Raw genomic sequence first — 1,847 nt, 5'->3', positions numbered from 1 at the left:
GGCACGCCGGACTGGCCGACGGTGCATCGTGAGATCGGCAGGAAAGGCGTCACTCTCGATCTGCTGTGGCAGGAATACAAGGCGCAGCATCCGGATGGCTACGGCTATAGCTGGTTCTGCAAGGCCTACCAGGAGTGGGCGCAGCGGCTTCCGGTCTCGATGCGGCAAACGCATGTGCCGGGCCAGAAGCTGTTTGTTGACTACTCGGGCAAGAAGTTCGGCATCGTCAATCCGAAGACCGGTGAGATCCGCGAGGCTGAACTATTCGTCGCCGCGCTCAGCGTGTCCGGCTTTACCTTCGCGGAACTCACCTGGACCCAACAGCTTCCGGACTGGATTGGCTCGCACGTGCGCGCCTTCGCGTTCTATGACGGCCTGGTCGAAATCCTGGTCCCTGACAACCTGAGATCGGGCGTCCACAAGCCGGGGTTCTACGATCCGGACATCAATCCAACCTACCAGGAAATGGCCAAGCATTACTCCGTGGCTGTGATCCCGGCTCGCAGTAAAAAACCGCGGGACGAGCCGAAAGCAGAGTTATCGGTCCTCCTGGTGCAGAGATGGGTTCTCGCCCGCCTGCGCAACCAGCGCTTCTTCAGCCTGGACGAGGCCAACCGCGCCATCGCCGCATTGCTGACCGACCTGAACAACCGGCCCTTCAAAAAGTTGCCTGGCTGCCGCCGTAGCGTCTTCGACGAGATCGATGGGCCGGCACTCAGGCCATTGCCCGAGCGGCCGTATCAGTACGCGGAATGGAAGGTCGCACGCGTCGGCCCGGACTATCACGTTGAGCTCGATCAGCACTACTACTCGGTGCCATACCGCTACGCACGCGAACAGGTCGACATGCGTCACACGGCCAACACCGTCGAAATCTTCCATCGCGGCCAACGCATTGCCGCCCACGGCAAAAGCGCTCGCCCTCGCTACCACACCACGATCGACGCGCACATGCCACCCGAGCATCTGGCTGTCGCGAAAGGCTGGGATCCGCAGCGGCTGCGCAACTGGGCCGCCGACATCGGTCCGCATACGGCGGCCGTCATCCAGCACCTGCTGGGCGCCCGCAAGCACCCGCAGCAATCCTATCGAACCTGCCTGGGCGTGCTGCGCATGGGCAAGGACTACGGGCGCGACCGGCTCGAAGCCGCCTGCTGCCGCGCCATCGATCTGAAAGCGCCGAACTACAAGTTCATTGCCTCGACGCTGAAGAACGGCCTGGACCGGGAGCCCGAAGCGGCTCCCGCCCAGGCTGACCTGCCACTCATGCACGCCAACGTGCGCGGGCCGTCTTACTACCATTGAAAGGGAGTCGTTATGCTGCAACATCCCACTGTCGACAAACTGCACGCGCTGCGCCTGCCTGGCATGGCCGCGGCGCTTGCCGAGCAACAGAGCCAGGACGGCATCGACCGGCTGGGCTTTGAAGAACGTCTGGGGCTGCTGGTCGAGCGCGAAGCCAGCGAGCGTGACTCGCGACAAACAGCGGCCCGGCTACGCCGGGCCAGACTGAAGATCCCCGACGCGTCGCCCGAGGACATCGACTATCGCACCGCCCGCGGGCTGGATCGGGCGCTCACCGCCCGTCTGCTGACCGGTGAGTGGCTTCGGGAGCGGCAGAACCTGATCCTGGTCGCGCCAACCGGACTCGGCAAGAGTTGGTTGGGTTGTGCCTTCGCCATTCAGGCGTGCCGCCAGGGATTCTCCGCCTGCTATCTGCGCGTACCGAAGCTCAACGAGGAACTGGCGATCGCGCACGGCAGCGGCCGCTACGCTCGGTGGCTTGCGCAACTGGCCAAGACGGATCTCGTAATTCTGGACGATCTGGCAATGGCGCCGCTGACGGA

At 63.8% G+C, this 1,847-nt stretch carries 2 protein-coding genes; both read left to right on the top strand.

The window, feature by feature from the left end:
- Positions 1 to 1,305: IS21 family transposase (gene istA, locus AWB81_RS42545; RefSeq protein WP_062644555.1), on the top strand; the 1,305-nt coding region annotated here is incomplete at its 5' end.
- A 12-nt stretch (positions 1,306 to 1,317) separates the two neighbouring features.
- The coding region (locus AWB81_RS42540; RefSeq protein WP_062644552.1) for an ATP-binding protein at positions 1,318 to 1,847 on the top strand (530 nt) is incomplete at its 3' end.

The organism is Caballeronia arationis, from assembly GCF_001544975.2.
GTDB classification, from domain to species: domain Bacteria; phylum Pseudomonadota; class Gammaproteobacteria; order Burkholderiales; family Burkholderiaceae; genus Caballeronia; species Caballeronia arationis.
Note: the sequence above shows the minus strand (reverse complement) of the source record. Positions and strands in the feature narration are given on the sequence as shown.